We start from the raw sequence: 23,619 nt of genomic DNA, 5'->3' as shown, positions 1-23,619 counted from the left end.
GCGCGGGGCCCTCTTCCGAGGAGCGCCCGGGGTCAGCTACAGCCGCAGCTCGTGCGCAGCACCAGTCGTGAGGGGAACGTCTTCAGCCGCTCGCGCCGGGACCCGGCGATCCGCAGCCCGTCGTCCAGCACCAGGTCGACCGCCGCCCGCGCCATCGCCGAGCGGTCGGAGGCGACCGTGGTCAGCGGCGGGTCGGCGAGCGCGGCCTCCTTGATGTCGTCGAAGCCGGCCACCGCCAGCTCCCCGGGCACGTCGATGCGCAGCTCGCGCGCGGCCCGCAGCAGGCCGATGGCCTGGTCGTCGGTGGAGCAGAAGACGGCGGGCGGCCGATGGGGGCCGGACAGGACGTCCAGGGCCACCCGGTAGGCGTCGTAGCGGTTGTACGGCGCCTCGAACAGCCGGCCCTCGGTGGACAGGCCCGCCTCGGCCATGGCCCGCTTCCAGCCCTCGACGTGGTCGGAGACCGGGTCGCCGACGGCCGGCGTCTGCGCCGTGCCGCCCATACAGGCGACGTAGTCGTAGCCGTGCTCCAGCAGGTGGCGCACGGCGAGCTGGGCGCCACCCAGGTCGTCCGTCACCACGGCGACGTCGTCGATGGCCTCCGGACGCTCGTGCAGCAGCACCACCCGGGCGTCCCAGGCGTCGATCTCGGCGGCGGCCAGGTCGTTCAGGGCGTGCGAGACGAGGATCAGGCCCGAGACGCGCATGCCGAGGAAGGCGCGCAGGTAGTGCACCTCGCGCTCGCCGATGTAGTCGGTGTTGCCGACGAGGACCATCTTCCCGCGCTCCGAGGCGGCCTGCTCGACCGCGTGCGCCATCTCGCCGAAGAAGGGCTGGCGGGCGTCGGGGATGATGAGGCCTATGAGGTCCGTGCGCCGGGACGCCATCGCCTGGGCGACCCGGTCGGGGCGGTACCCCAGTTCCTTGATCGCGGCGAGGACACGCTCGCGCGTTGCCGGGGCGACCGGCCGGGGTCCGTTGTTGATGACATAACTGACGACGGCTGTGGAGGTTCCCGCCAGCCGTGCCACGTCATCCCGAGTCACCTTGGCCACGCGCGGAGTCTACGCGGATTGACCCGCCGTGGGCAGGGCGTATCGCAGGGCGGCCGTGCGAGGACGATGCCCCGCCCGGGTGCCGCTCATGCGTGCGCTGCGGGCCGGCTACGCCTCCGCGTGGACCTCGGTGCCTTCCAGGACGGCGGTCGCGTCCGCATCCTCCGGCTTTGCCCGGCCCGCCTTGGCCTTGGCCTCCTCGGCGGAGCGGTCCGGCTTCTCCGGCGTAACGAATCGATAACCGACGTTCCGGACGGTTCCGATCAGCGATTCGTGCTCCGGGCCGAGCTTGGCGCGCAGCCGCCGTACGTGCACGTCGACCGTGCGGGTGCCGCCGAAGTAGTCGTAGCCCCACACCTCCTGGAGGAGCTGGGCGCGGGTGAAGACGCGGCCCGGGTGCTGGGCGAGGTATTTGAGCAGCTCGAACTCCTTGAAGGTCAGGTCCAGGACCCGCCCCTTGAGCTTGGCGCTGTAGGTCGCCTCGTCCACCGACAGATCGCCGTTGCGGATCTCCATCGGCGAGTCGTCGTTGACGATCTGCTGGCGCCCCATGGCGAGCCGCAGTCGCGCCTCGACCTCCGCCGGACCGGCGGTGTCCAGCAGGACGTCGTCGATGCCCCAGTCGGCGGTGACGGCGGCGAGGCCGCCCTCGGTGACGACGAGGAGCAGCGGACAGCCGGGGCCGGTGGACCGCAGCAGCTGGCAGAGGCTGCGCACCTGGGGCAGATCGCGCCGGCCGTCGACGAGGATGACGTCGGCGCCCGGGGTGTCGACCAGGGCGGGTCCCTCCGCCGGGGCGACCCGCACGTTGTGCAGGAGCAGGCCGAGGGCCGGAAGCACCTCCGTCGACGGCTGGAGGGCATTGGTCAGGAGCAGCAGAGAACTCATACGTCTGGTTCCTCCTCGGTCCCTGCGAGGACAGTGCGGACGGGTACTGCTCTGCGATCCCGAAGGCCCCGTACACCGGCGGTCACCCGAGGTTTCCCGCTGCGTATACAACGCTTCCGAAAGCACAAAAGGACCCGGGGGCTACGCTGCCCGAGTCCTCTGCCCAGCAGAATAGCCCACATGAGCAACCGTCCGGCAGGTCATGGGACACGTTCCACCGTTCGTCCGAATTGCGAGACAGGCAGACAGGGCCCTATCCGGACGTTTCTCCGCACCGCCGACGGAATTCCGATCGATTCCGTATACGATCCGCCCCCCGTCGTATACGACACCCTTCCGGACGCCTCCCGGACGGCCTCCCGTGACCTGGTGTTCGTCATCGCGCACGGCTTCACCGGCGACGTGGACCGCCCGCACGTGCGCCGGGTGGCGGGCGTCCTGCGCGGCTACGGCGCCGTCGTCACCTTCTCCTTCCGCGGCCACGGCCGCTCCGGCGGACGGTCCACGGTCGGCGACAAGGAGGTGCTGGACCTCGCCGCCGCCGTGGAGTGGGCCCGCGGTCTCGGGCACGCGCGCGTGGTGACCGTCGGCTTCTCCATGGGCGGCTCGGTGGTCCTGCGGCACGCGGCGCTGCACGGCGGCACGGACGCCGTCGTCTCCGTCAGCGCACCGGCCCGCTGGTACTACCGGGGCACGGCCCCCATGCGCCGCCTGCACTGGCTGGTCACCCGCCCCGAGGGCCGCCTGGTGGGCCGCTACGGCCTGCGCACGCGCATCCACCACCGGGACTGGGACCCGGTCCCGCTCTCGCCGGTGCAGGCGGTCCCGGAGATCGCCCCGACGCCGCTCCTCATCGTCCACGGCGACCGCGACGGCTACTTCCCGCTCGACCACCCCCGGATGCTCGCCGAGGCGGCCGGCGAGCACGCCGACCTCTGGGTCGAACCGGGCATGGGCCACGCGGAGCACGCGGCGGACGACGCCCTGATGGCCCGGATCGGGGACTGGTCGGTGACGGCGGCGGGCTAGCCTGACCCACACTGTCCTTATCGTTCTCTTGTTTTGTTCCTGTCCCTGCCGTCGATTGAGGATTCAGATGCCCAAGGTCACGGTGCGCTACTGGGCCGCCGCCAAGGCCGCGGCCCAGGTCGCCGAGGAGCCGTACGAGGCGGACACGCTGGCCGGCGCGCTGGCCGCCGTGCGTACGCGACACCCCGGCGAACTCACCCGCGTACTGGAGCGATGCTCCTTCCTCGTCGACGGCGACCCCGTCGGGACCCGCGCGCATGAGACGGTACGGCTGGCCGAGGGCGGCACGGTCGAGGTGCTCCCGCCGTTCGCAGGAGGGTGAGCGATGACCAACCAGCCGTACCAGGAGCCGTATCAGGGCGGCCCCTACGAGGGCTACGACCCCTACCAGCAGCAGTGGCCCGCGCAGGAGCCGCACCCCGGGCAGCCCGGCCACGACCCGGAACTCACCCAGCAGTGGCAGGGCCAGACCTGGGAGACGCAGACGCACGCGCCGGTGCAGGCGGCGGAGACGGCGTACCTGCCGCGGCAGGAGCAGCAGCAGGGCGGGTACCAGCAGGCGGGGTATCCGCAGCCGGGGTACCAGCAGCCCGCTTACCAGCAGCCGCAGTACCAGCAGCCCCAGCCCCAGCAGCAGTACGCCGAGCCGTACGCGGGGACGTACGGTGGGGCGCCCGCGGGGGCGTACGGCGGGACGCACGCGGGGGCGGGGACGTACCCGCCCGCGCCGCACCCCGAACCGGCACCCGCGCCCGCACCGGAGCCCGCGGCGGCTGCGTCCGCGGCCCCGGCCGACGCGGAGGCCGGGCCCGCCTACGGCCCCGCCACCCTCGCCGGCAACGCGCGGATCACCGACGCCCAGCGGGCCCGCCTGGAGGGCCGTTCCCCGATCATCGAGCCCGGCATGCAGCCGGCGCTGCTCACCGCCGTGCTGGGCCTGCTCCTCGCCGCGGCGGCGCCCGTCGCCTCGTACGCGCTGGCCGTGCCGCTGGTGGTGCTCCAGGCGGTGACGGCCGCGGGCTGGTTCCGGCTGAACGGCATGTGGCCCGCCCGGCAGGGCATCGCGCTGGCCTTCGCGGGCGCGCTGACGTCCGACGTGGCGGTCCTCGCGGCGGGCCGCGACCACGCCCTGGTGGCCATCCTCGGCCCGCTCGGGCTCTGGGTGCTGCTCTCCCTCGTCCTCCAGCTGCGCTCGCACGCCTCGCCGGACGAGCGGATGTACGGCCTGATGGCGACGGTCGCCTCGGCGGCGCTCGCGGTCCTGGCCACCGGGTACCTGGCCGTCGACCCGCACGCGGTCTCGGTCGGCGCCGCGGCGGTCGCGGTGACGGTCCTGGCCCGTGCCCTGCCCCTGCCGACCCCGGTGTCGGTCGTGGTCGCCCTGCTGGCGGCGGCGGGCGCGGGGATCGCCGTGGGCGGCATGACCGGCTTCGGCACGAAGGGGGCGCTGCTGGGCGCCGCCGCCGGGGTGTGCGCCCTGGTCGGCCACCGGGTGGCCAGCTACGACTACCCGTCCCGCTTCGTCCACTTCACGGCCGGCGTGGCCCTGCCCCTGTCGGCGGCGGCACCGGTGGTGTGGGTCCTGGGGCGCGCCCTGGGCTGAGGCCGGGGGCGGACCAGGGTCGCTTCGGGGCCATCCCCGATGTCCCGGCGCGCGGGCGGGAGAAGGATCGATCACATGACTTCTCTCTCCCGACGCGCCTTCACGGGCATGGGCGCGACCGCCGTCCTGACGCTCGCCACCGCGGGGCTCGCCACCCCGGCGACGGCCGTGCCGATCGCGGACGGCCCCACCGCCCCGGACCCCCCTGCCCCGCTCGACCCCGCCGCCTTACGCGCCGCGATCGGCGATCTCTCGCATCCGGAGGCGACGGCCTCCCAGCTGCTGGTGGAGCGGCGGGGCAGCCGTTGGTACGGCACGGCGGGCACGGCCGACCCGGCGAGCGGCCGGTCCGTCCGGGCGGACGACCGCTTCCGCGCGGGCAGCGTGACGAAGGCCTTCGTGGCCACGGTCGTGCTGCGACTCTGGGCGGAAGGCCGGGTGGATCTCGACGCCCCGATCACGCACTGCCTTCCCGGCCTCGCCCTGCCCTCCCGCTTCCACCGCGTCACGGTGGCGCATCTGCTCCAGCACACCAGCGGGCTGCCCGACCACCGGGGCCTGCCGGACCTCGGCACACCGGAGGCGGTCCTGCGGCACCGCTTCGACCACTGGACACCGCGGGCCCTGGTCGCCACGGTGACGCGGGACCGCCTCAAGTTCCCTCCCGGCTGCGCGCAGGAGTACCGGGGCGTCAACTACGTGTTCCTCGCCCTCCTGATCGAGGAACTGACGGGGCGACCCTACGGCGAGGTGATCGCCTCCCGGATCCTGCGGCCCCTGGGACTGACCGGCACGCGGATACCGGGCGACGATCCCCGCCCGCACGGCCCGTCCGTCCACGGCTTCCTGCGCATGACGGACGGCGGCCTGCGCGATGCGACGGTCTACGACCAGTCCGCCGCCTGGGGCGAGGGCGAACTGGTCTCCACCGCGAACGACCTCTTCCGGTTCCAGGAGGCCCTGTTCAGCGGGGTGCTCCTGCCGGGGCGGGCCCTGCGGAAGATGGTCACTCTGCCCACCGTGCCCATGCTGGACGGCACCCCGGCCCGCTACGGCATGGGCCTCCAGGCGGCCACGGTGAACGGCGCGACCTTCTGGGGGAAGACCGGCGAGACCTACGGCTACCGCACCCGTGTGTTCGCCACGCGCGACCTGTCGACCCGCTTCGTGCTGTCCTACACGCCGACCGCGCTGAACGCGGGTGAGGACATGATCAACCGGGTGGTCGGCGTGCTGACCAACTGAGCCCCGCGCGGGGTCACGGCTCGACCACGACCTCCTGGGCCGCCGCCGTCTCCCCGGCCAGGAGGCGCGCGTCGACCGGGACGTTCCGCTTCACCACCGCCAGCGCCACCGGCCCCAGCTCGTGGTGGCGTACCGACGTCGTCACGACACCGACCTTGCGGCCCTCCGGACCCTCGTCCGCGACGCGGATCTCCGTGCCGGGGACCGGGAGATGGACGTCGCTGCCGTCCAGGTGCAGGAAGACCAGCCGGCGCGGCGGCTTGCCCAGGTTCTGCACCCGGGCGACGGTCTCCTGACCCCGGTAGCAGCCCTTCTGGAGGTGCACGGCCGTGCCGATCCAGCCCAGCTCGTGCGGGATGGTGCGGTGGTCGGTCTCGAAGCCGAGCCGGGGCCGGTGCTGCTCGACGCGCAGCGCCTCGTAGGCGAGGAGCCCGGCGGCGGGGCCGTGGGAGGCGGCGAACTCCTCCAGGCCGGCCCGGGGCAGGAAGACGTCACGGCCGTACGGCGTCTCGCGCACGACGGCCCCGTCCGGGACGTCGGCGATCGAACCGGCGGGCAGGTGCACCACGGCGATGTCGGCGGTGCGGTCGGCGACCTCCACCCGGTAGAAGAACTTCATCGACTCCAGGTACGCGATCAGCGCGTCCTGGGTGCCGGGCTCCACATGGGCCCAGACGGTCGTGCCGTCGTCCACCAGGTACAGGGCATGCTCGATGTGCCCGTGCGCGGAGAGGATCAGGGCCTCGGTGGCCTCTCCCACGGGCAGTTCGCTGACGTGCTGGGTGAGCAGCAGGTGCAGCCAGCTCAGCCGGTCCTCGCCGCTGACGGTGACGACACCGCGGTGCGAGAGATCGACGAAACCGGTGCCGTCGGCGAGGGCGCGCTGTTCACGGAACAGGTCGCCGTAGTGGGCGGCGACACCTTCGTCCACACCCTCGGCGGGGACGGCGCCGGGCAGGGACAGCAGGGGGCTCTTCATACCGCAAGCCTACGACGTGGTACTTGAACCCTTCAGGGAACAGTCCTGGCACCGGCCGAAGATCGCGAAGTGCTTCATGTCGGTGTCGAAACCGAACTGCCGGCGCAGCTTGTCCGTGAACTCCGCGGCCACGTCCACGTCCGCCTCGATGACGTTGTCGCAGTCCCGGCACACCAGGTGCAGATGGTGGTGGCGGTCGGCGAGGTGGTAGGTCGGGGCACCGTGCCCGAGGTGGGCGTGGCTGACCAGGCCCAGTTCCTCCAGCAGCTCCAGCGTGCGGTAGACGGTGGAAATGTTGACCCCCGACGCCGTCTTCCTCACTTCCGCAAGGATGTCGTCGGGGGTCGCGTGTTCAAGGGTGTCCACGGCTTCCAGGACAAGCTGCCGCTGCGGCGTCAGCCGGTAGCCGCGCTGCCTGAGGTCGCTCTTCCAGTCGGTGCTCACCACACGCCCAGTGTAGGAGGGCCGACGACCATCAAGGAGCCGAAGAGCCTGTGGGCAGGTCGCCCGACATCAAAAGGTCGGAGAGGACCTCACGCAGATCCGCGGTCGCTCGGATGATCTCCTCGTGTGCTCTGGTCTTCTCGTCGATCGCGTGGAGGGCGGCTCCGATCTCCCTCTGCTGGTCGAGCGCGGGCAGCGGCACCGCCAGGTCATGGAGCGTGCGCACGGTGATGGACCGCATGCCGGTGGTGCCGACCGCTCGCCGCTCTAGTTATTCACCGGCTCCCCGACGCGAGAGGTAGGCGAGCAGGTACGCGGCCTGCGTGGGATCGTGCGCGCGCACCCGGAACAGGTGGGTGTTGCAGCCACCCGCTTTCCTGAGCGGTCACGAGCGCGACTCGGCCCACCGTCCCGGTGCGCGTCACCAGGATGTCGTCGGCGAGCACCCGGTACTTGGACAGGTCACGTGCCGTCCGGGGGGGGCGACGCACACCATGCCGGACCGGTCCGCGATCCTTCGATTGCGCGGATCGGCCGGACGGATCAGCGGCACTCCCGCCTCGATCTGCTCGGTCCTGCGCACGGCTGGACCGCCACCCTGGATCTCGCAGATGTCGCCGAGGGACACCCGCCGCCAGCCGTGTGGGAGAGCCTCGATCACGTCCTCGCTCACAGGCCGTACCTCCCCAGCAGCTCCTCCACCGCGGCGTCCGCTTCCCGCGTTCGCGCGTGCATCTCGGCCAGGTGCCCGGCCAGAGTCGCCAGATCCGCCCCCCTTGATCGGCACGTGCCCGAGGAGCCGGAAACAACCGGAAACGACACAGGGCCCCGGCGCGGTGCGCGGGGCCCTGTGGAAGAGAAGATCAGAAAGAGGCGGCGGCCTACTTGAAGAAGGCGATGCCGTCGTCCGGGAGGTCGTCGGGGAGGGCCTTCGCCCAGCGTTCGACGTCCTCGGGGGTGACGACCTTCTTGAGCTGGGCCGACATGTAGGGGCGCAGCGGGACCTCGGGGGTCTGCTTCTCGCCGACCCACATCAGGTCGCTCTTGACGTAGCCGTAGAGCCGCTTGCCGCCGCTGTACGGCCGCGCGTCAGCGGTGCGGGCGACGGCGTCCGTCACCAGGTCGATCTGCGGCTTCTTGTCGGCCATCGCGCCGTACCAGATCTCGATCACGCCGTCGTCGCGGGTCATCGTGACCTCGACCGTGCGGTCGGGGCGGATCCGCCAGAAGCCGGACTCGGTCTCCAGGGGGCGGACCTTGTTGCCGTCCTGGTCGAGCACCCAGGTGCGGGAGCGGTACTCCAGGAAGTCCCGGCCGTCGTGGGTGAAGCTGACCTCCTGCCCGAAGTTGCACTTCTGGGAGCCGGGGAAGTCGTGCACGCCCGCGCCGGCCCAGTTGCCGAGCAGGAAGGCGAGCGGGACGAGGTCCTTGTGCAGGTCGGACGGGATCTCGATCATGAGCGGAGGCTTTCGTGGGTGTGGATCAGCGCTGGCCCTGGTACAGCTTCTTCACGGTCAGACCGGCGAAGGCGAGCACGCCGACGCAGACCAGGACCAGCAGGATTTCGAAGAATGCTTGCACGGGTGCTCCTTGAGCGTGGGTGGGCGGACGACAGAGCCGCAGCCCAGCTTACGCGGCCGGGCCGGGGCGCTCCTTGTGAGGGGCGGCGCCGCCGAGGGCTACGCTTCCCGCATGGCGAAGAAGCTCGTGATCAAGGTGACGGCCGGGGCGGACGCTCCCGAGCGGTGCTCGCAGGCGTTCACGGTGGCCGCGGTGGCCGTGGCCAGCGGGGTCGAGGTCTCGCTGTGGCTGACCGGGGAGTCGTCCTGGTTCGCGCTGCCGGGCCGGGCCGCCGAGTTCGAGCTGCCGCACGCCGCGCCGCTGCCCGATCTGCTGGAGTCGGTCCTCGCCGCCGGACGCGTCACCCTGTGCACGCAGTGCGCCGCCCGCCGGGAGATCACGGAGAAGGACGTCATCGAGGGCGTGCGGATCGCCGGCGCGCAGGTCTTCGTGCAGGAGGCACTCGGGGACGAGACACAGGCGCTCGTCTACTGAGTCCTCCACCGGCTGAGTCCTCCACCGCCGGCCGGCCGCGACCTCGCCGGCCCCTCTAGGGGCGCGGGCGTTTCTTGCCGTCCAGCTCGTCCCACCACTCGTCGGACTGCGGGTCGCCGGAGGGGTCGTCCCACCAGCGGTCCTCCGGGCCCCGGCGGTTGGCGATCATCGCGGCGACCGGCGGGATGACCATGGCCACCACGCACATGCCGACGGCCGCCGGCACCGACCAGATGCGAATGACCCCCCAGGCCAGGACGAAGAGGCCGATGCAGGTCCCCATCATGGCGAAGTAGATGTGCCGACGCCGGGCGTACATACGTCCACTGTAGGTCCGGCGCGGCCTGTCACAACTGATCCACAAATCCCGGTGACCGGGCCCGGCGGGGTTACCGTGGCGTGTCCGTACCGGATTCACCAACGCCGTCGCCGACCCGGGGGAACCACCACATGCGCGCCCTGCGAATACTCCTGATCATCGTCGTGATCCTGGGCGGACTCTTCGTGATCGTGGACCGGGTCGCGGTGCACTTCGCCGAGGGCGAGGCCGCGGACAAGCTGAAGGCGACCGAGAACCTGCCCTCGACCCCGAGCGTGGACATCAAGGGCTTCCCGTTCCTCACGCAGGTCGCGGGCGGCTCGCTGGACGACGTCGAGGTCGGCATCAAGGAGTACGAGGCGGCCACCGGCAAGCCCGGCCAGACCATCCGGGTCGACGACCTGAAGGCCGACATGAAGGGCGTCGAGTTCTCCGGCGACTACAGCTCGGCCACCGCGTCCACCGCGACCGGCACGGCGTCGATCTCCTACGCCGAGCTGCTGAAGACGGCCAAGTCCCAGCCGACCGAGGTGGCCCCCGGCGTCATGGCCCGGATCGTCGGCCTCTCCGACGGCGGCAACGGAAAGATCAAGGTCGCGGTGGAGGGGACCGTCTCGTCCCTCGGGATCAAGCAGACGGTGTCCGTGCTCAGCTCGGTGGCCGTGGTGAACAACAAGGTCGAGGTGCACGCGGACTCCCTGCCCCAGCTGGGCGCCGCCGCGATCGCCGAGGACCGCATCCGCGAGATCACCGACTTCCAGCAGGTCATCGACCAGCTTCCCGGCGGCATCAAGCTGGACAAGGTGGAGGCCGCGCCGAAGGGCGTGCAGATCAGCGTGAAGGGTTCGGACGTCAAGCTGGCGGGGTAGGGGGACCGGCGCCGACGGGAACGGACGCCGGTGGGCCCGAACACGGGACCTGTCCGACTGGCGAGACGGTCACGTCCGTAGCGCAGATGCGATGACCGGCACGCGGGCCCGGGAGCCGTCCGACGGCTCCCGGGCCACGTCGCATGTCCCGCCATTCGGACGATCCCATCTCGCCATGTGACACACCGGTGACACGCCCGCCCGGACGTCCCTACGATCGAGGCCATGAAGCGACAGGCGGATCTTACGAAGCGGCGGGCAGTGGACCTGTGCCGCGTTGCCGCCATGCTCTGTCGCCCCTTCTGAGCGGAAGCCCCGGCTCCCGCGTCTCACCCGCCCTGCTGCCAGGGCATCCGTGCGCCGCTCGGCACCGAGCGCGCCCCCCTCTCTACTCGCACGCCCCGCCGCGACTGCCCCGGAGGAGAAAGAGCATGAGCCGCAGCGACGTCCTGGTCGACGCCGACTGGCTCCAGGAGCACCTGGACGACCCGACCATCGCGATCGTCGAGGTGGACGAGGACACGTCCGCCTACGACAAGAACCACATCAAGAACGCGATCCGCATCGACTGGACCAAGGACCTCCAGGACCCGGTCCGCCGTGACTTCATCGACCAGGAGGGCTTCGAGAAGCTCCTGTCGGAGAAGGGCATCGCCAACGACCACACGGTCGTCCTCTACGGCGGCAACAACAACTGGTTCGCGTCGTACGCCTACTGGTACTTCAAGCTGTACGGCCACGAGAACGTCAAGCTCCTCGACGGCGGTCGCAAGAAGTGGGAGCTGGACGCCCGCGAGCTGGTCGCCGGCGACGAGGTCCCCGAGCGCCCGAAGACCGACTACACGGCCAAGGCGCAGGACACCTCGATCCGCGCCTTCCGCGACGACGTCGTGAGCGCGATCGGCGTGCAGAACCTCGTCGACGTCCGCTCGCCCGACGAGTTCTCCGGCAAGCTGCTCGCCCCGGCGCACCTGCCGCAGGAGCAGTCGCAGCGTCCGGGCCACGTGCCGACCGCGAGGAACATCCCGTGGTCGAAGAACGCCAACGACGACGGCACCTTCAAGTCGGACGAGGAGCTCAAGGAGCTCTACGCCGCCGAGGACGTGGACCTCGCCAAGGACACGATCGCCTACTGCCGCATCGGTGAGCGCTCGGCCCTGACCTGGTTCGTGCTGCACGAGCTGCTCGGTGTGGAGAACGTCAAGAACTACGACGGCTCCTGGACCGAGTACGGCTCCCTCGTCGGCGTGCCGATCGAGCTCGGCGCCAACAAGTAACCCGACCGGCCTTCCGGTCAGACCGAGACCCCTCTGGAGACGTACATGTGTGGAGCGAAGGCCGGCGGCCCGGACGCCTCGACGATCAAGCCCGGTGAGACCACGATCCAGGGCCAGGTGACCCGCGACGGCGAGCCGGTGGTCGGATACGTCCGACTGCTCGACTCGACCGGCGAGTTCACCGCGGAGGTGCCCACCTCCGCGACCGGCCAGTTCCGCTTCTACGCGGCCGAGGGCACGTGGACGCTGCGGGCGCTGGTGCCGGGCGCGACCGCCGACCGCACGGTCGTCGCCCAGAAGGGCGGACTGGCCGAGGTCGCCATCGCGGTCTGAGCGACCTTTCGCCCGTGCGCGGGCTCAGTGACGGCTGAGGGCCGCATCCCCTGGGTTGGACGCCAGAGGGGGTGCGGCCCTTCGGCTGTGCAGGGGGCTGCGTCAGCAGCGCCGGACCGCCGCGAGGCCGATCGCCGCGAGCGGCGCGCCGACGCAGGGCGCGGCGAGGAAGCCGCTGACGGCCGCACCGTCGGGCACGCGGCGCCCGGGACGGCGTCGGGGGCGGGGCGGGGAACCCGGGGCGGGAGCCGGGCCGGTGGCGCCGGGCGCACCACGCACCCCGGGATGGAACGCGGGATGGAACGGCGGCAGCGCGTTGGCCGGCGGGGTCATGGTCCGGTCCCGCGGGGCCGGGTTCTCCCGCTGCCGCCGCTTGCACTCCTCGTACGGCAGACCGCCCCGCTCGGCCGTCATGCGCGGTGCTCCGTCCGCTGGTGCTGGCGCAGCAGCACGTTCGCGTCGGTCTCGGCGCTGCGGTCGTACGCCACCCGCGCCGCCTCCCGCCGCTCCGCCAGCTCCAGGCAGGCGGCACAGCCCGGTACGGGACGCGGTGGCCGGCTCGCCTCGTCCAGGGGCGGCGGCAGCGAGGGAATGCCCCGGGCGCGCTGATTGACCGCCCGCACGCCCGCCCCGATCCGCTCCCGGTCCGTGGCCGGACGCACCCTCTCCGGGTCGGCCTGCCACTCCACCCCACCGCCGAGGGGGCGCAGCATCACGTAGGGGCCGGCTCTGTCCCGGTACTCGCCGACCTTGTCGGTGGCGGGGTCGTAGAGAAGACGTCCGGGCTCGTGGGACTCCGACGTCGGTGTCATCGCGGGCAGCTCCTTTCCGAGAACGCGTGTGCGTAGCGCGAGGCAACAGCTACGCTGCGTGTTCAGGTGATGTCCATGAGCATGGCGCACGCAAACGGCGTCCGGGCCGCTGAACGGGTCGAATGCAAATGCAACAGGAGCGCGATGCCGCAGCGGTTGGTGGTCACGGGACGGAGTCGGGAGCCGAGGGCACGGTTCAGCGAGGAGTTACGGCGCCTGAGGAGCGAACGGGGCCTGAGCCTGCGGGACGTGGCGAAGGAGGTCGGCTGGGACGCCTCCCGGTTCAGCAAGATGGAGAGCGGCCAGACGCTGGGCGGCCCCGAGGTCGTCCCGGCGCTGGACCAGTTCCATGGGACGCCGGGGTTGCTGGTCACGCTGTGGGAGCCGGCGGTGGCGGACCCGACGCAGTTCAAGGAGCAGTACCGGCGGTACAGGCTGCTGGAGGCCGAGGCGGTGAGCCTGTGGCACTACGGCGTGAGCAGGCCGCCAGGGCTTCTCCAGACCGACGCGTACGCGCGCGGGCCGGCGGCCTGGACGGCGTTCGTGGGCGGGGTCAAGGGGTCCGCCCGCTAGATCTCCAGCAGCACCGTGAACGGACCGTCGTTCGTCAGCGACACCCTCATCCGGGCGCCGAAGCGGCCCGTCGCCACCGTCGCGCCCAGGGCGCGCAGCTGGGCCACCACCTCGTCGACCAAGGGCTCGGCGACGTCGCCGGGGGCCGCCGCGTTCCAGGTGGGGCGGCGGCCCTTGCGGGCGTCGCCGTAGAGGGTGAACTGGCTGATCACCAGGAGCGGGGCGGCGATGTCGCTGCACGACTTCTCGTCGTGCAGCATCCGGATCGTCCACAGCTTGCGGGCGAGCTGCGCCGCCTTCTCCTTGGTGTCCTCATGGGTCACCCCGACGAGGACGCACAGCCCCTCGCCCTCGATCGCGCCCACCGTCTCGCCGTCCACGACGACGCTCGCGCCGTCCACCCTCTGCACCACCGCACGCATGCGGACCATCATGCCCGGTGTCCCGCACTAGCCCGCACGGGGTCCACTATGGATCTCTTGCCGCCCATCTGGGGATGTTCGGGGGCACTCGGTCACATTGCGGCTGGTTGGGGTGGCACGATGCTTCCCACACGCGGGTCGAGGGGACGGTCACACGCAAGATGAGCACACCGAGTACCAGTGGGCGGCTGGGGACGCAGGGGACGTACCGGCCGCCCGCCCAGCGCGCCGACGGCAGCACGGGCCCGGCGCTGCCCGCCGAGCCTCCCGAGCCCGACCTGGCGCGGCTGAGCCTGCCCGAGCTGCGCACCCTGCGCCGTGACGCCCAGCGCGACGAGGCGGACCTCAGCTATGTGCGGCGGCTGCTCCAGGGGCGGATCGACATCCTGCGCGCGGAGTTGGGCCGGCGCGGCCGGGCGTCCGTGCCGGCGCCGGCGGACGGCTCCGTGGTCGACCGGCTCCCGGAGATCCTGAAGGACGCCCCGGCCCGGCAGCGCTCCTCGGCCCGCCACGTCACGCTCGGCACCCCGCACAACGAGGAGTACGGGCAGTTGGCCGCCGAGATGCTCGCCGAGGTCGAGCTGTCGGACCTGACGGCGCGTACGGACCTGGAACTGAGCGCCGGCATGGGGCGGTTGGTCCGCTACGAGCAGGAGGTGTCGCGGCGCCGCCAGCGGTTGCAGCGTACGGCCGACGATTGCAGCGGGGAGATCGCCCGCCGGTACCGGGAGGGTGAGGCCCAGGTGGACGATCTGCTGATGTGACGAAAGGGCGCCGCCTCGTGCGAGGTCGGCGCCCTGTCTGCTGTGGTTCCCTTCGCGTGCTGGTCGTCCGTAGCGTGCTGTTCAGTTGTGGCTGTGCGATGTCGGTATTCAGATGTCGCTGTTCAGTTGTGGCTGTGCGCTCCGGTGGCCGTCCCCTGTCCGGGCTCCCGGCTCCCCTCCGGAAGGGAACCCGAGCGGCCAACCACTGGGTAGTTCGACCAGGTCCTGCGAGTTGGTTGCCAACTTCACTGTACTTATGTCCGCTGGAATGCGGCTTATAACCAGCTGCCGGGGAACTGCCGCAAGTTGGCGGGAAGTTGTAGTGTTTGTTCGTGGACCCGGAGCACGCCTCCTCCAGTGGGCGGTCGAGGCCCCAGCGGCACCGCTCGTCCCACCGCGAGATCGCCGACGAACTCCGCAGCCGGATCAGGTCCGGTGTGCTGCGGCCGGGCGAGCGCATGCCCACGCAGGCCAAGCTGGCCGACGAGTTCGGGGTCGAGCGCGGCGCGGTGCGGCAGGCCCTGCGCATCCTTCAGTCGGAGCATCTGCTCACCGGCGTTTCCAAGGGCAGCCCGGCCACCGTGGCGGCGGTCCCGGGGCCGGCACGTCCTCCGGCGGGCCCCGCCGCGCCGCCGCAGCCCACCATGGTCGGCCTCGCGCCGCGCGTCGCCGCCGCCTTCGCCGCCCCGCACGTGCGCATCGACGCCCTCTGTCTGACCTCGGTCTCGCTCACCCTGGCGATCGGCGAGCCGCTGCGACAGATCCATGCGGGACGGCTGAAACCGGCCACGATCGACGTACGGCTGCTGCTGCCCAGCCGCGACATCGACCTGGCCTTCCCGACGCCGGTGGACGCCGACGACGGCGGTCTGCTGCACCGGCGCTGGCTGGCCCAGCGCAACGCCCAGGGCCTGGTGCTGCGGCAGAACCTGCTGGCGCTGTGCACCACGCACGGCGTCGACGTGCAGGTCTCCTTCCGGGCGCTGCCGTTCACCCCGCCGGTGAAGCTCTACCTGCTGGGCGACTCCGAGGCGCTGTTCGCGTACTACACGCTGGGGCGCCGGAAGCGGGAGATCGAGGACGCGCACGTGGAGCTGTACGACGCCGACGGCACCCGGTCCATGCTGTTCGCCTTCGAGCGGCGGGCCGGGCAGCGGGACGCGGCGTTCGTGGAGCAGTCGCGCCTGTGGTTCGAGGCGCTGTGGGAGACGATCAGTTCGGACCTTGTGCTGACGCCCTAGGCGGGCCCGGCGTGCGGACGCCCCGGGCCGGCATGGCCGGCGTCACAGCGCGGGGCCGGCCAGCAGGACCGCCAGCAGGACCGCGCCGGCCGAGCTGACGGCCGGGCTCTTGGCCTTGACGCCCACGGTGAGCAGCAGCAGGCCGACCAGGCCGACGGCACCGAAACGCCACTGGACGAGCTGCTCGAAGCCGACGACGAAGAGGGCGGAGAGGAGCGCGAGGACAGGCATGGACGTTCCCCCTTCCGGTGTACCAACTTGACCAAGTTGGCAACCAACTCTGATTAAGTTGTCCCCACTTGGTACCTATCCTCAAACAACTTTTCAACAACTCCCCGTAGACGGTTCAGGGTTGTAGCGTTTGGTCGTGACCCAGGAGAACGTGGCAGTGAAGGGCAGCGGACGGCTCACGCCCCAGCAGATCGCCGACACCCTGCGCGAACGCATCCGGGCCGGCGTCCTCCGCGTCGGCGAGCGGCTGCCCACCCAGGCCGAGCTGGCCGAGGAGTTCGGCGTGGAGCGCGGCACCGTACGCCAGGCCCTGCGCGTGCTCCAGGAGGACGGCCTGCTCAGCAACGTCAGCAAGGGCAGCCCGCCCCGGGTCGCCGAACCGGGCCCCGCGCGCGAGGAGCCGCAGCCGACCATGGTGGCCCTCGCGCCCCGGCTGACCGATGCCTTCGCCGCGCCGCACGTGCGCATCGACGCCGTCTGCCTGACCGCGCAGAGCCTGATCCCCGCCCTCGGCGAGCCACTGCGCCTGATCCACGACGGCCGGCTGCGACCGGAGCGGATCGACGTCCGCATCCTGCTGCCGTCCCGGGACATCAACCTCGCCTTCCCGGTCTCGGTCGACGCCGGCAGCGACGAGGACGCCGTCCACCAGCGGTGGCTGGCGATGCGCAACGCCCAGGGGCAGGTGCTCCAGTACAACCTCCAGGCCCTGCGCGGCACCCACGACATCGACGTCCACGTCGCCTTCCGGGCCCTGCCGTTCACCCCGCCGGCGAAGTTGTACCTGCTCAACGGCGCGGAGGCGCTGTACGCGTACTACATGGTCACCCGCCGGGCGGAGCCCACCGAGAGCGGGACGCTGGAGATGTACGACACCCTCGGCTCCGAATCCCTGCTCTTCTCCTTCGAGAAGCGGACCGGGCGCCGGGACGCCGCGTTCGTGGAGCAGTCCCAGAAGTGGTTCGACGCCCTCTGGGAAACCATCTCCACGGACCTGACACTCTCCTAGTGACCACAGAGACAACGACTGACACGACGACCGGTACAGCGGCCGGAACGGCGACACAGCTACGAGAACTGCTGCGCCGCGCCCGGGTGGTTCTCTGGGACTTCGACGGGCCCGTCTGCCGCCTGTTCGCCGGGCACAAGGCGGAGCGGGTGGCGGCCGGACTGGTGGAGTGGCTGGCCGGCCGCGGGCTGCACGGCCTGCTCGACGACACCGAGCGCGAGGCGGTGGACCCGCACGGGGTGCTGCGCGCCGTGGACCGCCGGCACCCCGGCAGCGACCTCGTCGCCGAACTGGAGGAACGCCTCACCAAGGAGGAACTGCGGGCCGCCGCCTCCGCGCTGCCCACCGCCTACGCCGACCCGCTGATCCGCACCTGGACCGCGGTCGGCTCCCGCCTGGCCATCACCACGAACAACTCCCCCCGGGTGGTCCGCTCCTACCTCGACGGCCGGGGCCTCACCGCCTGCTTCAGCCCCCACATCTACGGCCGCACCACCGACCTGCACCTCCTCAAGCCCGACCCGCACTGTCTCAACCGGGCCCTGAGCGCGATGGGCGCCGCCCCCTCGGCCGCCCTGATGATCGGTGACTCTCCCTCCGACCTGACCGCCGCGCGCGACGCCGGCGTGCCGTTCCTCGGCTACGCGCGCAACGAACAGAAGGGGAAGATCTTGCGGGAGGCCGGAGCCGAGTGCGTCGTCGGATCGCTGGAGCCCCTGCTGCTGGCGCTGCGCCGCCGGTGACCGCGGCCCGAGCCGGGCCCGGAGTCCGGCCGCCCACCGGCGCCGTGCCCATGCGATAGCATCCGCGCACGCAGGCTGAGCGACCGTTCGGATCCCTGCGCGAGGGATGGCGAACGAGCCGGCCTCGGACGACCCCGCACAGGTGAGTGGCAGACCACCGTTGGGCTACTCGGCTGGGCGCCCGGTCGTGCCGGCTGTCACACGGACTTAACCTTTCCCCAGCCTTCCCCTTCTCGTGTTCTCGCGCGATCGACCCCCGGAGCGGCCAGTGGGCGCACCTCCCGTCCCCCTCGACACGACCGGGGGCCGCGCCGACGGAGCCCGGAGCCGAGCCGTCTTCCAGGCGTTCGCGGAGTACGCCGCCGCCGAGGGGGCGGCCAGCGGCGGGTTCCACCACCAGAACTACGTGGTCCCGCTGTCCGAGCCGGTGGCCCGGCTGCTCGGCCGGGAGCCGGGCGTCCCCGTCACCGTGCGGGTGCGGCGGGCGGGCGCGCTGCCGGTGGTGATCCGCACCTGGCAGAACGAGCCGGCGATCCTGCGGGCCGTCAGCCGCCTGCTGCCCAACGTGCCCGAGTGCCTGGCCGAGGGCGACGGCTTCGCCATCCACAGCCATGTGGACGGCGTACCGCTGTCCAGCGTGTGCGGTGACGGCAAGCCGGTCGACGGCCTGTTGACGAGAGCGCTGGCGGGCCTGCTCGCCGAGACGGCCCAGGTGCGCAGCAGCGCCACGCTGCCGCCCCTGCCGTCGCTGTGGCCGCGCAACTACACCGACAGCCAGGGTTTCCTCCAGGCCCTCGCCCGCATGGCCGACCTCCAGATCCGGCAGCCCAACTGGGCGGTGTTCGGCGGTCTGTTCGCCGCCCTGGGCGTCCCGGAGGACGCGCTGGTGCGGCTGGCCGAACGCGTCCCGGCCATGGCACGCCGGCCGTACAGCCTGCTCCACACCGATCTGCACCGCGACAACGTGATCATGTCGTACGGCGGCGACCCGCCCCTGGTCCGTGTCGACTGGGAGCTGGCGAGCTACGGCGACCCGCTGCACGACCTCGCCACCCACCTGGTCCGGATGCGCTACCCGGACCACCAGGAGAAGGAGGTCGTCGACGCCTGGGCGTGCGCGATGCAGGCGGTACGCCCCGCCGCCGTCAACGGCGTGGCCAGGGACCTGCCCCATTACCTCGCCTTCGAGCGGGCCCAGTCGGTGTACCCCGATGTGATGAGGGCGGCGCGGTCCTTGCAGGACTCCTTCGACCAGAAGAGCCTGGACGAGGCGACGGCCCGCGTGCACCGCGCCCTGGAGCTCGCCGCCGAGCCGCTGCGGCTGGGGCAGGTGCCCGGGGAGCGGGAGATCGAGGGCATCCTCCACCGCTGGCGGGCGGGCCGCGGCGGCCGGGTCACCCGGGCCATCGACTGGAAGCCGGACGGGCGCGTCTCGGAGCACCCCGACTTCCCCCACCCGGCCGTCGAGGGCGCCCTGCTCCTGGAGGGCGCGGCCCCGGCCGAGCGGGTGTTCAAGGGCACGGCGCACCTCAACACGGTGGTGTGGGCCCCCGGCACCGCCTTCCCCGTCGTCGTGCGGCGCAAGGTGGCGGACGCCCGCCGGCTCGAAAGCAGCTTCCTCAGCGAGCACGCCGTGCTGCGGGCGATCGAGCAGTCCCGGGCGGCGGTGGCCGCGCCCAGGATCCTGGCGCTGGGGGAGAGCCACTCCGGCAACCGGGCGTACTCCGGGGACCGCTTCGCGATCCACACCTACGAGGGTCCGCGCGACCCCGGCCGCCGGCCCGCCCACCCGGTCCACGGGCTGCTTCCGCAGGAGGCGGACGGACTCGTGGACCAGCTCGCCGCGCTCACCGAGGTCGACCACGCCCAGCTCGACCCGGTCGCCGTCGGCCTGGACTTCTACGACTGGCTCAGCGACCAGCTCGTCCTGCTCGTCGACGGTCTGCCCCCGGAGTCGCGGCAACTGGCCCGCTTCCTCGGGCTGCCCGGCGCGCCCCGGCTGCGCGAGATCCTCGGCCGGCACCGGCTCACCCGCCGCACCCCGGCCCTGCTGCACGGCGACCTCAACCCCTGGAACCTGGTGCGCCGGGACGACGGCCTGGCGCTGACCCTGATCGACTGGGAGATGGCGCTGGTCGGGGACCCGCTCTACGACCTGGTCCGGCACATGCACCTCACCCCCACCCGGCCGGAGATCCGGGACCGCATGTTCCGCCGCTGGGAGCGCCGCCTGCCGCGGGAGTGCACCCGCAACTGGCGTCAGGACTGGCGGGTGTACCGGTGGATCGAGACCGTCCGCTCGGCGTACGTCGACCTCGACCGGCTGGTCACCGGAGCGAGCCGGGACGCGCCCAACGTCCGCCGGGCGCTGGACTCGTACGCGATGACCCTGGCGGCGGCCACCGCGTCGCTGGGTCTGACCATCCCGCCCCGGTCGAATCCCTACCTGACCCGAGCGCTGGGCCTGCGGACCGGTCCGGACGGCCCTGCGTAGGCTCGCCCCATGGGTGAGATGGGCCTGCGCGAGCGCAAGAAGCAGCGGATGTACCAGGACGTGTCGGACATCGCCGTACGGCTGTTCCTGGAGCGGGGCTTCGACGCGGTGTCCGTGGCGGAGGTCGCCGCCGCGGCCGGGATCTCCAAGCCGACCCTCTTCCGGTACTTCCCGGCCAAGGAGGACCTGGTCCTGCACCGGATCGCGGACCACGAGACGGAGGCCGCGCGGGTGGCCGACGGGGAGGCCGACCCGGTGGACGCGCTGCGCCGGCACTTCCTGGCCGGCCTGGAGCGGCGCGACCCGGTCACCGGGCTGAACGACCACCCCGGCGTGCTCGCGTTCCACCGGCTGCTCTACGGCACCCCGTCCCTGGTGGCGCGGGCGTACGCCCACCAGGAGCGGTCGGAGGCGGCGCTCGCCGAGGCGCTCGGGGGCGATCTGGCGGCCCGGCTGGCCGCCGCGCAGATCATCGCCGTGCAGCGTGTCCTCGCCCTGGAGAACTGGCGGCGGATCGCGGCGGGGGAGCCGGTGGCGGAGGTGGCACCGGACGCGGTGGCGGCGGCCGAGCGGGCGTTCCGGCGGCTGGCGGAGGGGCTGCCGGAGCTGCGGGGCCAGGGTATGTGACTGGGTTAAAAATGTAACTCGGTAACGTTTCGGCGGTACGCTGCCGCCATGACGTCACCCGACCCCGCCCTCAAGGAATCCCTGCACACCGAGCGCGCCTACCACGACACCTGCCGTACGGCCCTCGCCGCGATGGTCGAGGGCGCCGCCGAACAGGTCGTCACCGCAGAGGACGTCTCCGCCTCCGGGGCCGACGCCGAAGTCCTCGGTCACCGGCTGCGCAGCCAGGCCAAGGCCCTGCGCGAACTCCCGCCGGGCCCGCTGTTCTTCGGCCGGCTCGACTTCGCCGACGGCGACCCGGGACACGGCGGGCAGAGCTACCACGTCGGCCGGGTCCGCGTCACCGAGGACCCGGCCGCACCGCCGCTCGTGGTCGACTGGCGGGCCCCCGTCTCCCGCGCCTTCTACCAGGCGAGCGCCCGCGAACCGCAGGGCGTGGCGGTCCGGCGCCGGTTCGGCTGGGCGCCCGGCAGCCGCGGCGACTCCGCAGACCTCACCGGCCTGGAGGACGAGCACCTGGGCCGGGGCGAGTCCCGGACCAGCGACATCGTGGCCCGCGAGATCGAGCGGCCCCGCGTCGGCCCCATGCGGGACATCGCCGCGACCATCCAGCCCGAGCAGGACGACCTCGTCCGCGCCGCCCTGACCGACTCCGTGTGCGTGCAGGGCGCCCCCGGCACCGGCAAGACCGCCGTCGGCCTGCACCGCGCCGCGTACCTGCTCTACACCCACCCCAAGCGGCTCCAGCGCGCCGGCCTGCTGATCCTCGGCCCCAACCGCACCTTCCTCACCTACATCGCCGAGGTGCTGCCCTCCCTCGGCGAGACCGGCGTCAGGCAGTCGACCCTGCTGGACGAGATCGCCCGCCACCCGGTCACCGGCACCGACCCGCTGAGGACCGCGGCCGTCAAGCACGACCCGCGCATGGCCGAGGTGCTGCGCCGGGCGCTGTACGCACGCGTGAGCACCGACGGCGCCGCCGACCTCGTCGTGCCCGACGGCTCCTACCGCTGGCGCGTCACCGCCGCCGAACTCGCCGACCTGGTCGCTCAGGTGCGCGCCGAGGAACCGCCGTACGCCGTCGGACGGGAGCGGGTGCGCACCCGGGTGGTACGGCGGCTGCGCGACCGGGCCGAACGGCGCTCCGGGGTGCTGCCCGCCTCCTGGGTGCGCCGCGTCGAGCGCTGCCGGCCGCTGACCGGGCAACTCGACGCGGTGTGGCCGAAGGTCCGGCCCGAGGAGATCCTCGCCGAACTCCTCACCGACGGCGAGGCGCTGGCCCGTGCGGCGGACGGCCTGCTGGACCCGGACGAGCGGGCGGCACTGCTGTGGTCCCGCCCGCCGCGCTCGTACAAGTCGGCCCGCTGGTCGGCCGCCGACCTGGTCCTGCTCGACGAACTCGCCGGTCTCGTCGAACACCCCGAGGGCTACGGCCACCTCGTCGTGGACGAGGCGCAGGACCTGTCGCCGATGGAGTGCCGGGCCATCGCCCGCCGGGCCGCGTTCGGCTCCCTGACCGTCCTCGGCGACCTCGCCCAGGGCACCACCCCGTGGGCCGCCCGCGACTGGTCCGTCCAGCTGCGCCACCTCGGCCGGCCGGACGCGGCCGTGGTGCCGCTGACCACCGGGTTCCGGGTGCCGGCGGCCGTGCTGGAGCCGGCCAACCGGCTGCTCGCCCGCCTCGACGTCGCCGTGCCCGCAGCCCACTCCCTGCGCACGGACGGGGAGCTGACCCTGCGGCCCACCGAGGACCTGCTCGGCACCACCGTGACGGCCGTGCGCGCCGCCCTCGCCCGGGAGGGCTCGGTCGGCGTGGTCACGGCCGACGCGGACACCGACCGGGTGCGGACGGCGCTCGACCGGGCCGGCCTCGACCCGGCCGGCCCCGACACGCCCGGCGCCCGGCTGACCGTCGTCCCCGCGAGCGTGGTCAAGGGCCTGGAGTACGACCACGTCGTCGCCGTGGAACCGGCGGCCGTGGCCGAGGCGGAGGAGCGCGGCGCCCACCGGCTGTACGTGGTGCTCACCCGCGCGGTCTCCCGGCTGGACGTCGTACACAGCCGGCCGCTGCCGTTCTGACCGGGGCGAGGCCCCTGGACGACCGGTGCTCGGGGGACGAACCTGAAGGGTGATGCTGCTCTTCCTCGACGTGGACGGCCCGCTCATCCCCTTCGGCGCGGCGGACCGCGCCCACCCGCTGTACGACGGCCCGCCGGTGCCCGCCGGCCACCCCCTGCTGCCCCGCGTCGACCCCGCCCTGGGGCCCCGGCTGACGGCGCTGGGCTGTGAGCTGGTGTGGGCCACGACGTGGGGGGACGACGCCAACGACTGCCTCGTGCCGTGGCTGGGCCTGCCGCCGCTGCCGGTCGTGCGGTGGCCGGACGCGGACGAGCGGCCGGGCCCCCTGCACTGGAAGACCCGGCCGCTGGCCCGCTGGGCGGCGGGCCGGCCCTTCGTCTGGGTGGACGACGAGATCACCGGGGCCGACCGCGCCTGGCTCGCCGTCCATCACCCGGCCCCGGCCCTCCCGTACCGCGTCGATCACCGGTACGGCCTGACGGAGGCCGACTTCGCCGTGCTGGAGGAGTGGCTGGAAGCACACTGAAG

The 23,619-nt window shown here is 72.5% G+C and carries 28 protein-coding genes and 1 pseudogene; 18 read left to right on the top strand and 11 right to left on the bottom strand.

The features are described 5' to 3' along the window. Window positions 1-32 precede the first annotated feature (32 nt). Both IE294_RS37385 and IE294_RS37380 read right to left on the bottom strand, forming a co-directional pair. A complete protein-coding gene (locus tag IE294_RS37385; RefSeq protein ID WP_189893652.1) occupies window positions 33-1,055 on the bottom strand; it encodes a LacI family DNA-binding transcriptional regulator in 1,023 nt (340 codons plus the stop codon). A 108-nt stretch (window positions 1,056-1,163) separates the two neighbouring features. Continuing rightward, on the bottom strand, window positions 1,164-1,943 hold the full coding sequence (locus tag IE294_RS37380; RefSeq protein WP_189893650.1) for a winged helix-turn-helix transcriptional regulator: 780 nt from the start codon (window positions 1,941-1,943) through the stop codon (window positions 1,164-1,166). Between the two features lie 180 nt (window positions 1,944-2,123). Between IE294_RS37380 and IE294_RS37375 the strand changes: the two genes are divergently transcribed. The 4 genes from IE294_RS37375 (at window position 2,124) to IE294_RS37360 (ending at window position 5,820) form a co-directional block, all read left to right on the top strand. Continuing rightward, window positions 2,124-2,972 (top strand): alpha/beta hydrolase, encoded by an 849-nt coding sequence (locus tag IE294_RS37375; RefSeq protein ID WP_189893648.1) that lies wholly within the window; start codon window positions 2,124-2,126, stop codon window positions 2,970-2,972. A gap of 67 nt (window positions 2,973-3,039) precedes the next feature. Continuing rightward, a complete protein-coding gene (locus tag IE294_RS37370; protein WP_189893646.1) occupies window positions 3,040-3,294 on the top strand; it encodes a MoaD/ThiS family protein in 255 nt (84 codons plus the stop codon). Between the two features lie 3 nt (window positions 3,295-3,297). Then, complete coding sequence (locus IE294_RS37365) at window positions 3,298-4,575, top strand: hypothetical protein (RefSeq protein ID WP_189893644.1); 1,278 nt, start codon at window positions 3,298-3,300, stop codon at window positions 4,573-4,575. Between the two features lie 75 nt (window positions 4,576-4,650). After that, window positions 4,651-5,820 (top strand): serine hydrolase domain-containing protein, encoded by a 1,170-nt coding sequence (locus IE294_RS37360; RefSeq protein WP_189893642.1) that lies wholly within the window; start codon window positions 4,651-4,653, stop codon window positions 5,818-5,820. Between the two features lie 13 nt (window positions 5,821-5,833). On the opposite strand, the gene ygfZ is transcribed toward IE294_RS37360, so the two are convergent. The 4 genes from ygfZ to IE294_RS37340 form a co-directional block, all read right to left on the bottom strand. Then, window positions 5,834-6,799, bottom strand: coding sequence for a CAF17-like 4Fe-4S cluster assembly/insertion protein YgfZ (gene ygfZ / locus IE294_RS37355; RefSeq protein ID WP_189893640.1), 966 nt, complete (start codon window positions 6,797-6,799; stop codon window positions 5,834-5,836). Between the two features lie 9 nt (window positions 6,800-6,808). Then, complete coding sequence (locus IE294_RS37350; protein ID WP_014673509.1) at window positions 6,809-7,246, bottom strand: Fur family transcriptional regulator; 438 nt, start codon at window positions 7,244-7,246, stop codon at window positions 6,809-6,811. A gap of 28 nt (window positions 7,247-7,274) precedes the next feature. Then, a complete protein-coding gene (locus IE294_RS48160; RefSeq protein WP_229917720.1) occupies window positions 7,275-7,484 on the bottom strand; it encodes a restriction endonuclease subunit S in 210 nt (69 codons plus the stop codon). A gap of 640 nt (window positions 7,485-8,124) precedes the next feature. Continuing rightward, on the bottom strand, window positions 8,125-8,700 hold the full coding sequence (locus tag IE294_RS37340) for a heme-binding beta-barrel domain-containing protein (RefSeq protein ID WP_189893638.1): 576 nt from the start codon (window positions 8,698-8,700) through the stop codon (window positions 8,125-8,127). Window positions 8,701-8,935: 235 nt separating this feature from the next. Between IE294_RS37340 and IE294_RS37335 the strand changes: the two genes are divergently transcribed. Beyond that, window positions 8,936-9,298, top strand: coding sequence for a DsrE family protein (locus tag IE294_RS37335; RefSeq protein WP_189893636.1), 363 nt, complete (start codon window positions 8,936-8,938; stop codon window positions 9,296-9,298). A 55-nt stretch (window positions 9,299-9,353) separates the two neighbouring features. Here IE294_RS37335 and IE294_RS37330 read toward each other — a convergent pair whose 3' ends face one another. After that, window positions 9,354-9,617: a DUF3099 domain-containing protein gene (locus IE294_RS37330; RefSeq protein ID WP_014673503.1), complete on the bottom strand. Its 264-nt coding sequence runs from the start codon at window positions 9,615-9,617 to the stop codon at window positions 9,354-9,356. A gap of 131 nt (window positions 9,618-9,748) precedes the next feature. On the opposite strand from IE294_RS37330, the gene IE294_RS37325 reads away from it, so the two are divergent. From IE294_RS37325 to IE294_RS37315, 4 genes are all read left to right on the top strand, one after another. Next, complete coding sequence (locus tag IE294_RS37325; RefSeq protein WP_189893634.1) at window positions 9,749-10,486, top strand: LmeA family phospholipid-binding protein; 738 nt, start codon at window positions 9,749-9,751, stop codon at window positions 10,484-10,486. A 225-nt stretch (window positions 10,487-10,711) separates the two neighbouring features. Beyond that, window positions 10,712-10,792, top strand: a complete 81-nt coding sequence (locus tag IE294_RS49885; protein WP_350751515.1) for an Ms5788A family Cys-rich leader peptide — start codon at window positions 10,712-10,714, stop codon at window positions 10,790-10,792. 125 nt (window positions 10,793-10,917) lie between these two features. After that, window positions 10,918-11,763 (top strand): sulfurtransferase, encoded by an 846-nt coding sequence (locus IE294_RS37320; RefSeq protein ID WP_189893632.1) that lies wholly within the window; start codon window positions 10,918-10,920, stop codon window positions 11,761-11,763. 45 nt (window positions 11,764-11,808) lie between these two features. Then, the gene (locus tag IE294_RS37315; RefSeq protein ID WP_043441578.1) at window positions 11,809-12,096 is read left to right on the top strand and encodes a DUF1416 domain-containing protein; all 288 of its coding nucleotides are present in this window, start codon (window positions 11,809-11,811) and stop codon (window positions 12,094-12,096) included. A 102-nt stretch (window positions 12,097-12,198) separates the two neighbouring features. Here IE294_RS37315 and IE294_RS37310 read toward each other — a convergent pair whose 3' ends face one another. Together IE294_RS37310 and IE294_RS37305 are read right to left on the bottom strand one after the other, a co-directional pair. Then, entirely contained in the window at window positions 12,199-12,510 is a 312-nt protein-coding gene (locus IE294_RS37310) for a hypothetical protein (RefSeq protein ID WP_229917718.1), read from the bottom strand. Beyond that, window positions 12,507-12,908, bottom strand: a complete 402-nt coding sequence (locus IE294_RS37305) for a hypothetical protein (protein WP_189893631.1) — start codon at window positions 12,906-12,908, stop codon at window positions 12,507-12,509. Before IE294_RS37305 ends, IE294_RS37310 begins: the two co-directional genes overlap by 4 nt. Before the next feature lie 144 nt (window positions 12,909-13,052). Between IE294_RS37305 and IE294_RS37300 the strand changes: the two are divergent. Beyond that, a pseudogene (locus tag IE294_RS37300) lies at window positions 13,053-13,469 on the top strand (helix-turn-helix domain-containing protein); the annotation flags it as partial. 8 nt (window positions 13,470-13,477) lie between these two features. On the opposite strand, the gene dtd reads toward IE294_RS37300, so the two are convergent. Then, on the bottom strand, window positions 13,478-13,903 hold the full coding sequence (gene dtd / locus IE294_RS37295; protein ID WP_106972130.1) for a D-aminoacyl-tRNA deacylase: 426 nt from the start codon (window positions 13,901-13,903) through the stop codon (window positions 13,478-13,480). 161 nt (window positions 13,904-14,064) lie between these two features. On the opposite strand from dtd, the gene IE294_RS37290 reads away from it, so the two are divergent. After that, on the top strand, window positions 14,065-14,667 hold the full coding sequence (locus tag IE294_RS37290; RefSeq protein WP_189893627.1) for an RsiG family protein: 603 nt from the start codon (window positions 14,065-14,067) through the stop codon (window positions 14,665-14,667). A 326-nt stretch (window positions 14,668-14,993) separates the two neighbouring features. After that, complete coding sequence (locus IE294_RS37285) at window positions 14,994-15,908, top strand: winged helix-turn-helix domain-containing protein (RefSeq protein ID WP_189893625.1); 915 nt, start codon at window positions 14,994-14,996, stop codon at window positions 15,906-15,908. A gap of 42 nt (window positions 15,909-15,950) precedes the next feature. Here IE294_RS37285 and IE294_RS37280 read toward each other — a convergent pair whose 3' ends face one another. Beyond that, window positions 15,951-16,139 (bottom strand): hypothetical protein, encoded by a 189-nt coding sequence (locus IE294_RS37280; RefSeq protein ID WP_189893623.1) that lies wholly within the window; start codon window positions 16,137-16,139, stop codon window positions 15,951-15,953. A gap of 130 nt (window positions 16,140-16,269) precedes the next feature. Between IE294_RS37280 and IE294_RS37275 the strand changes: the two genes are divergently transcribed. The 6 genes from IE294_RS37275 to IE294_RS37250 all read left to right on the top strand — a co-directional run bounded on the left by IE294_RS37275 (window position 16,270) and on the right by IE294_RS37250 (window position 23,617). Beyond that, window positions 16,270-17,148, top strand: coding sequence for a GntR family transcriptional regulator (locus IE294_RS37275; protein ID WP_229917716.1), 879 nt, complete (start codon window positions 16,270-16,272; stop codon window positions 17,146-17,148). Next, window positions 17,148-17,891 (top strand): HAD family hydrolase, encoded by a 744-nt coding sequence (locus IE294_RS37270; protein WP_229917714.1) that lies wholly within the window; start codon window positions 17,148-17,150, stop codon window positions 17,889-17,891. Before IE294_RS37275 ends, IE294_RS37270 begins: the two co-directional genes overlap by 1 nt. Window positions 17,892-18,159: 268 nt before the next feature. After that, window positions 18,160-20,385 (top strand): phosphotransferase family protein, encoded by a 2,226-nt coding sequence (locus IE294_RS37265; RefSeq protein WP_189893621.1) that lies wholly within the window; start codon window positions 18,160-18,162, stop codon window positions 20,383-20,385. Between the two features lie 9 nt (window positions 20,386-20,394). Continuing rightward, entirely contained in the window at window positions 20,395-21,012 is a 618-nt protein-coding gene (locus tag IE294_RS37260; protein ID WP_189893619.1) for a TetR family transcriptional regulator, read from the top strand. Window positions 21,013-21,060: 48 nt separating this feature from the next. Next, the gene (locus tag IE294_RS37255) at window positions 21,061-23,091 is read left to right on the top strand and encodes a HelD family protein (RefSeq protein WP_189893617.1); all 2,031 of its coding nucleotides are present in this window, start codon (window positions 21,061-21,063) and stop codon (window positions 23,089-23,091) included. A gap of 52 nt (window positions 23,092-23,143) precedes the next feature. Beyond that, the gene (locus tag IE294_RS37250; protein ID WP_189893615.1) at window positions 23,144-23,617 is read left to right on the top strand and encodes an HAD domain-containing protein; all 474 of its coding nucleotides are present in this window, start codon (window positions 23,144-23,146) and stop codon (window positions 23,615-23,617) included. Window positions 23,618-23,619 lie beyond the last annotated feature (2 nt).

Origin of the sequence: Streptomyces canarius (assembly GCF_014650735.1) — a bacterium.
GTDB classification, from domain to species: domain Bacteria; phylum Actinomycetota; class Actinomycetes; order Streptomycetales; family Streptomycetaceae; genus Streptomyces; species Streptomyces olivaceoviridis.
This window is presented reverse-complemented; position numbering and strand designations above follow the sequence as displayed.